The organism is Vibrio genomosp. F10 str. 9ZD137, from assembly GCF_049974785.1.
GTDB lineage: Bacteria > Pseudomonadota > Gammaproteobacteria > Enterobacterales > Vibrionaceae > Vibrio.
In genome coordinates this window covers 1-7546 of the sequence record NZ_JBNGCJ010000326.1, presented here as the reverse complement: position 1 = coordinate 7546, position 7546 = coordinate 1, and the positions used below count along the sequence as shown (strand labels likewise).

At 43.8% G+C, this 7546-nt stretch carries 7 protein-coding genes and 1 pseudogene; all 8 read left to right on the top strand.

The genetic code is table 11. From position 1 onward, the window contains the following. Positions 1-582: pseudogene (locus tag ACP45E_RS06615) on the top strand (aminopeptidase PepB); the annotation flags it as partial. 62 nt (positions 583-644) lie between these two features. Then, positions 645-1079 (top strand): nucleoside-diphosphate kinase, encoded by a 435-nt coding sequence (gene ndk, locus ACP45E_RS06610; RefSeq protein WP_017034148.1) that lies wholly within the window; start codon positions 645-647, stop codon positions 1077-1079. A 231-nt stretch (positions 1080-1310) separates the two neighbouring features. Beyond that, positions 1311-2432 carry a bifunctional tRNA (adenosine(37)-C2)-methyltransferase TrmG/ribosomal RNA large subunit methyltransferase RlmN gene (locus ACP45E_RS06605; RefSeq protein ID WP_017034149.1) on the top strand — a complete coding sequence of 374 codons (1122 nt, stop codon included), beginning with the start codon at positions 1311-1313 and terminating at the stop codon, positions 2430-2432. A gap of 354 nt (positions 2433-2786) precedes the next feature. Further along, complete coding sequence (gene rodZ, locus ACP45E_RS06600) at positions 2787-3812, top strand: cytoskeleton protein RodZ (RefSeq protein ID WP_017034150.1); 1026 nt, start codon at positions 2787-2789, stop codon at positions 3810-3812. Between the two features lie 9 nt (positions 3813-3821). Next, positions 3822-4946: a flavodoxin-dependent (E)-4-hydroxy-3-methylbut-2-enyl-diphosphate synthase gene (ispG, locus tag ACP45E_RS06595; RefSeq protein WP_017034151.1), complete on the top strand. Its 1125-nt coding sequence runs from the start codon at positions 3822-3824 to the stop codon at positions 4944-4946. A gap of 15 nt (positions 4947-4961) precedes the next feature. Continuing rightward, positions 4962-6230: a histidine--tRNA ligase gene (gene hisS, locus ACP45E_RS06590; protein ID WP_017034152.1), complete on the top strand. Its 1269-nt coding sequence runs from the start codon at positions 4962-4964 to the stop codon at positions 6228-6230. Positions 6231-6312: 82 nt separating this feature from the next. Further along, complete coding sequence (locus ACP45E_RS06585) at positions 6313-6927, top strand: YfgM family protein (protein ID WP_017037090.1); 615 nt, start codon at positions 6313-6315, stop codon at positions 6925-6927. Positions 6928-6939: 12 nt separating this feature from the next. Next, the coding region (locus tag ACP45E_RS06580; protein WP_158008369.1) for a PQQ-binding-like beta-propeller repeat protein at positions 6940-7546 on the top strand (607 nt) is incomplete at its 3' end.

Sequence of the window (7546 nt, the reverse complement as noted above, 5' to 3'; positions counted from 1 at the left end):
AACAAACGTGTAAAACTGATTTTATGCTGCGCTGAAAACATGATTTCTGGTCGTGCATTAAAGCTAGGCGATGTTATCACTTATAAAAATGGCAAAACGGTCGAGATCATGAATACCGATGCAGAAGGGCGCTTAGTGCTCGCTGATGGTCTTATGTACGCAAGCGAACAAAACCCAGAACTTATTATCGACTGTGCAACACTGACGGGCGCGGCAAAAAATGCACTAGGAAATGACTACCATGCATTATTGAGTTTTGATGATGAGCTTTCCCACCAAGCTTTGACCGCGGCGAATCAAGAAAAAGAAGGATTATGGCCATTGCCATTAGCGGACTTTCACCGAGAAATGTTACCTTCAAATTTTGCCGATCTCTCTAATATCAGCACGGGTGATTACTCTCCTGGTGCAAGTACCGCAGCAGCATTCCTGTCTTACTTTGTTGATGACTATAAAAAAGGTTGGCTGCATTTCGATTGTGCTGGCACTTACCGAAAATCAGCAAGTGATAAGTGGGCTGGGGGCGCAACTGGAATGGGAGTAAGAACCTTAGCGCGCTTACTGACAGACCAAGCAAAATAATTTATTTTTCAGCCCTATTGGCTGCTTTTAATGACGATATTAATGAAGCACAAGGAAAGACTATGTCTCTTGAAAGAACATTCTCGATAATAAAACCCGATGCAGTAGAACGAAACTTGATCGGTGAAATCTATCATCGAATTGAAAAAGCGGGCTTACAAGTGATTGCCGCAAAAATGGTACACTTAACGGAAGAGCAAGCAGGTGGCTTTTATGCGGAACATGAAGGCAAGCCTTTTTATGATGCATTAAAAGAATTCATGACATCGGGTCCAATCATGGTTCAGGTTTTAGAAGGCGAAAACGCCATCACACGTTACCGTGAACTGATGGGTAAAACCAACCCAGAAGAAGCCGCCTGTGGCACGATAAGAGCGGATTATGCAATCAGCATGCGTTACAACTCAGTACATGGTTCCGACAGCCCAGAGTCAGCGGCAAGGGAGATTGAGTACTTTTTCCCTGCATCTGAAATTTGCCCACGCCCTGTTAAATAAACGCGTAACCTGAGTGAAGATGCGTTAAGCGAAAAAATACGTTACAAGGTGATTCAAGGCTCCATTTCGATGGAGTCTTTTTTATATTCCCCTAAAAATCAATGATGGATAAACTTTAACCGCTTTACTATGAATGTCTTAGTAAACACAGGGTTTTACAATGCTTGTTGATGCTGCATAAAGCCTGTACAATTCGCGCCCTTCATTATTGTTCTGTCATTGAGAGGCATCATGACCAAAGCTAAAACTAATCTACTCGATTTTGATCGTAAAGGTCTTCGTAAATTTTTCACTGAAGAACTCAATGAAAAGGCTTTTCGAGCAGATCAAGTAATGAAGTGGATGTATCATTTCGGCGTTGATGACTTCGAAAAAATGAACAACATCAATAAGAAGTTGCGAGAAAAATTGCAGTACCGCTGTGAAATTGTTGCTCCTGTGGTTTCTGAAGCTCAGTACTCTACAGACGGTACGATCAAATGGGCAATGCGTGTAGGCGATCAAGACGTTGAAACTGTTTATATTCCAGATGGCGAGCGAGCCACGCTATGTGTATCTTCACAAGTCGGTTGTGCTTTGGAGTGTAAATTCTGTTCTACCGCGCAGCAGGGCTTTAACCGTAACCTCAAAGTATCTGAAATTGTAGGTCAAATTTGGCGAGCAGCACGAGAGATCGGCCTAGAGAAAGAAACCGGTCGTCGACCAATTACTAACGTTGTGATGATGGGTATGGGTGAACCTCTACTCAACATGAAGAACCTTATTCCATCTCTAGAGATTATGCTTGATGATCTCGGTTTTTCACTGTCTAAACGACGTGTGACGGTATCGACCTCCGGTGTGGTTTCTGGTCTTGATCAAATGACTGACAACATTGATGTCGCTTTGGCTATTTCTCTGCACGCCCCCAATGATGCATTACGTAGTCAAATTATGCCGATCAATGATCGTTGGGACATTCAAGATTTCCTCGCGTCTGTGCGTCGTTATATTGCATCTTCAAACGCAAACCGTGGCAAAGTTACCGTTGAGTATGTGTTATTGGATCATGTGAATGACGACATGGACCATGCCCGTGAATTGGCCGTATTAATGAAAGATACGCCTTGTAAGATAAACCTGATTCCTTTTAATCCTTATCCTGGTTCGCCATACAAAAAGCCAAGTAACTCTCGGATTGATCGTTTCCAGAAAACATTGATGGAATACAATTACACCGTGACAGTACGAAAAACACGTGGCGATGATATCGATGCCGCTTGTGGTCAGTTGGTCGGTGACGTTATTGACCGAACTAAACGCACCAAAGCAAAGCTTTCTGTCGGTGAAACCATCCCAACAACATCGCTTTAGGGGGAATCGTTGAACAAAGCCAGAGCTTGCTCTGGCTTTGTTGTATTCACATTTTGAAATTAAATCCGTTCATATCTTTGTAAGTTTTGTGAAAAACCTTGACCTGTCTGCGATTTTGGCTGCAAGGACATATTGTTAATCGCCTAATATCTATTAGAATTGCTAATTAGTCTGAAGTTTCAGATTTGATTCATCTTTTGGAAAGGTTTTTGAGGTAAATACCTTGAATTTTTCTATTTTGAGTGAGGTTCGTTCCTCCACAACTATCTGTTTTTGTACATTGAACTGACTACCAACTATAACGAATAAAGGTTATCAGTGAACAAGAACCACCAAACGAGAAGTACATTACTAATGAGTACTGAACAAGATATCGTGACTGAAGAGCCACAAGTGGCAGAAAAAACAACAGAAGCGGGCACGCTGCTCAAAGAGCGTCGTATTGAATTAGGGCTGACTCAAAAACAAATCGCCGATCGTCTACGTCTCAGATTATCGATCATTGAAGGCATTGAAGAGAACCATTTTGAATCAGGCCAAGTGGCGACATTTACTCGCGGCTATCTACGATCGTACGCCAAAGCTGTGAATATGGATGAGCAAGTTGTTTTGGATGCTTTAGCAGATTGTGGTGATGCCCAACCTCAAGAACAGCCAATGATGAGCTTTTCAAGACAAACCAAACGTGAGCGTAACGATAGCCGTATCATGATGCTCACATGGGGGATCTTGGCGATAATCATCGCAATTTCTTCTCTCTGGTGGTGGCAAAATCAACTGCAAGACACATTAGTTGTATCAAACAGTGACGACGTCGAAATTGAAGAGCCAGTTACTGATATAAACCAACCTACACCCGTTGACACTATTGAGTCTGCCGAAGTCATCACACCAATGGCGCCACCACAGGAAAGTACCGCCTTAGAACAGGGTCCTATTGAGTCTACTGACATCTCGCTTGAAGATGACAGCGCTTCAACTTCAGGTCAGCAGACAGAAGCAAACATAATGTCTAACGATGAGATCAAGACTTTAAGCAGTGACAATGTCAGTATTCCATCATCGGAAGTGATTGATTCAGCGGTAACGCCCGTTTCAAACAATCTGGAAGCAGAGCCTGTTGCTTCTTTAGAATCAGAGTTATTAAAACCTTTAGCGATGACATTCAGTGCCGATTGCTGGATTCAAGTCAAAGACGCTTCCGGAAAAATACTCTCGACAGGGATTAAGAAAGCCGGCCAAACGATTGAGTTAGGTGCCGAATCACCCGTAAATATTATTCTTGGCGCACCTGAAAGCGTTTCAATGACATTTGCGAGTGAACCTGTTGACCTTTCTGGGTATACTTCAGGTAAAGTAGCCAGATTCACCTTACCTTAGAAATTAACTATGCAATACGAATCCCCTATTAAGCGTCGCCCATCGAAACGTATATACGTTGGTGACGTACCTATTGGTGATGGCGCGCCTATTGCGGTGCAGTCTATGACCAATACACGCACAACGGATGTAGCTGCAACTGTGGCTCAAATTCGAGCACTTGAAAACGTGGGCGCTGATATCGTTCGCGTTTCTGTTCCCACTATGGATGCAGCAGAAGCATTTAAGTTAATCAAACAGCAAGTCTCGGTACCACTCGTTGCCGATATTCATTTTGATTACCGTATCGCACTTAAAGTGGCGGAGTACGGCGTCGATTGCTTACGAATTAACCCAGGTAACATTGGTAGCGAAGAACGTGTTCGCTCGGTGGTAGATTGCGCAAGAGACAAAAATATCCCAATTCGTATTGGCGTCAATGGTGGTTCGCTAGAAAAAGAGATTCAGGTGAAATATGGCGAGCCGACTCCTGCAGCCTTGGTCGAATCGGCGATGAGACATGTCGATATTCTTGACCGTCTTAACTTTGACCAGTTTAAAGTCAGTGTAAAGGCATCAGATGTTTTCTTAGCGGTTGATTCCTATCGATTGCTGGCGAAAAGAATCGATCAACCTCTGCATTTGGGTATTACTGAGGCTGGCGGAGCACGAGCTGGTGCAGTTAAATCATCGGTTGGCTTAGGAATGCTCTTGGCTGAAGGGATCGGTGATACTCTGCGTATATCATTAGCCGCTGATCCGGTTGAAGAAATTAAAGTCGGTTTTGATATTTTAAAATCACTGCGAATTCGCTCTCGAGGCATCAACTTTATTGCTTGTCCAAGCTGTTCTCGTCAAGAGTTTGATGTCATCAGCACAGTCAATGCATTAGAAGAACGCCTAGAAGATATTATTACTCCTATGGATGTCTCCATTATTGGCTGTGTGGTTAATGGCCCTGGTGAAGCTGAAATTTCCCATTTGGGTCTAGCAGGAAGTAATAAAAAAAGCGCATTTTATGAAGACGGTAAACGTCAAAAAGAACGATTTGATAACGATGATCTTGTTGCTCAGTTAGAAGCAAAAATCCGAGCAAAAGCATCACAACTTGATGAAAATAATCGCATCGACATTCGTCAAATCGACAATAACTAATTTACGGTATCTATTGTGGCAAAAACTATTCAAGCAATTCGAGGCATGAACGATTGTCTCCCGACTCAATCTCCGCTGTGGCACAAAGTAGAAGGTGCTGTAAAAAGTGTCATCAACGCTTATGGTTACAATGAAGTTCGTATGCCTATCGTAGAATCAACACATTTATTTAGCCGTGCTATTGGTGAAGTGACGGATGTTGTTGAAAAAGAGATGTACACATTTGAAGACCGCAATGGCGATAGCTTAACCTTACGTCCAGAAGGAACCGCTGGTTGCGTGCGTGCCGGAATTGAAAATGGATTACTGTATAACCAAGAGCAGCGCTTATGGTACATGGGTCCAATGTTTCGTCATGAACGACCTCAGAAAGGCCGATACCGCCAATTTCATCAATGTGGCGTCGAGGTTTTTGGATTGAATGGCCCAGACGTTGATGCCGAACTTATCATGATGACGGCGCGTCTCTGGCGAGAGTTAGGCATCGATAAACATGTTCGTCTAGAGCTTAATTCGATAGGGTCTTTAGATGCACGTGCGAACTACCGTACCGCCTTAATTGCGTACCTAGAGCAGCACGAAGATGTCTTGGATGACGACTGTAAACGACGCATGCACACTAATCCTTTAAGGGTTTTAGATACAAAAAATCCAGACGTTCAAGCTATTTTAGGTGATGCCCCTCGTTTATCTGAATACTTAGATGATGAATCAACGCAACATTTTTCTGGATTGTGTGAACTTCTTGATGCTGCAGGTATCGAATACACAGTCAATGACCGTTTAGTGCGTGGTCTGGATTACTATAATCGAACCGTATTTGAATGGATTACCGAAAGTTTAGGTGCGCAAGGTACCGTTTGTGGCGGTGGCCGTTATGATGGTCTTGTTGAGCAACTGGGTGGAAAATCAACACCGGCAGTCGGTTTTGCCATGGGCTTAGAGCGCTTGGTTCTGATGATGGAGACTCTCGAACTTACCGACGTTCGTCGAAGTGTCGATGTCTACATGATTACCTCTGGTGAAGGCACGATGATGGCAGGAATGAAGCTTGCCGAACAACTTCGTGAGCAGGTTCCAAGTCTTCGAGTGATGAATCACTTCGGCGGCGGCAATTTTAAAAAGCAGTTTAAGCGCGCGGATAAAGTCGGAGCGGCTGTTGCACTGGTGCTGGGCGAAAACGAAGTTGCAGAAAATACAGTGGTATTTAAAGACTTACTTGGTGGAACGCAAGACACGTATTCACAAGTGGATGTTGTTGCTAAATTAGCAGAACTTATTTAATTAACTCCCCATTGATTTGATAATAAATTGATTTTAAGTGGTGCTGAACAGGCATTACTTTTTGAATAATAGAGGACAGCAAGTGGAAGTCTACGATACTGAAGAACAACAAGTAGAAGCGATTAAAGACTGGTGGAAAGAGAACGGTAAAGCCGTGATCTTAGGTGCCGTCGTTGGTCTTGGTGGTCTTTTTGGTTGGCGCTATTATCAAGATGCCGCTCTACAAAGCAAAGAGCAAGCTTCGGAAGCTTATACCGAAGTCATCACCGCGTTGTTGAGCGAGCAGTCAGGCAGTGAAGATAAAGTTCAAAGCTTTATTGAGGCGAATGGTAAATCTGAATATTCGGTACTTGCAGCCCTTCAATTGGCAAAAGTTCAAGTCGAAGAGAGTCAATTGGATGAAGCATTGGCTCAATTAGAGTGGGCAAAAGCCAACAGCAAAGACGAAGCGCTTAAAGCTGTGATCTCTTACCGTATTGCTCGCATTCAAGCAGAACAAGAGAACTACGCTGGTGCTCTAAGTGAGTTGACGAACATTACCGATGCAAACTGGTCTGGTCGTATTGCTGAATTACGCGGTGATATTGAACTAAGAAAAGGCAATAATGATGCGGCTTACGCAGCGTATACTGAAGCACAGCAATCGGCTGATGCAAGCCAAACATTACAGCTTAAGCTTGATGATCTCGCCAAGTAAGGGCTTTTGTAAATGAAAAAATTACTCAGTAGGGTTCTTCTTTCTGCTATCGCTATGGGCACACTTATCGGTTGTGCCAGTGAAGAAGACACCATTATTATGGCCCCCGTACCGTTAGTGGATAGTGAGTTTACACCAGACCAGCAATGGAGCGCTTCTATAGGCAAAGGTGTCGGACACTATTTCTCTAAACTTTCGCCTGAATATGCGTATGACAAAGTCTTTGTGGCAAGCCGCGACGGGTTAGTGAAAGCATTGGATTCCGAAACGGGTAACACTCTTTGGCAAACGGATTTAGAGTTAGAGGTTTCTGCTCGACTATCCGGCGGAATCATTGCCGCTTATAGCCAGATTTATATTGGCAGTGAAAATGGTGAATTGATTGCACTGAATGCTGAAACGGGCGAACAAGCGTGGCGTGTTGAAGTTGATGGTGAAGTTCTAGCGAGACCCGTCGCAGACAGCAATATGATCATCGTTAACACCAGTCGCGGCATGTTGGTCGCGTACGATCAAGCGACGGGGGAGCAAAAGTGGACCATCAGTACAGATGTACCCAACTTGACTTTACGTGGTGACAGCACCCCTGTGACCGTGTCTGGCGGTGTATTCTGGGGAA

Excerpts from the sequence above, each read along its gene's own strand:
- rodZ (WP_017034150.1), top strand. The coding sequence starts at position 2,787 with ATGAGTACTGAACAAGATATCGTGACTGAAGAGCCACAAGTGGCAGAA.
- ndk (WP_017034148.1), top strand. The coding sequence starts at position 645 with ATGTCTCTTGAAAGAACATTCTCGATAATAAAACCCGATGCAGTAGAA.
- ACP45E_RS06605 (WP_017034149.1), top strand. The coding sequence starts at position 1,311 with ATGACCAAAGCTAAAACTAATCTACTCGATTTTGATCGTAAAGGTCTT.
- ispG (WP_017034151.1), top strand. The coding sequence starts at position 3,822 with ATGCAATACGAATCCCCTATTAAGCGTCGCCCATCGAAACGTATATAC.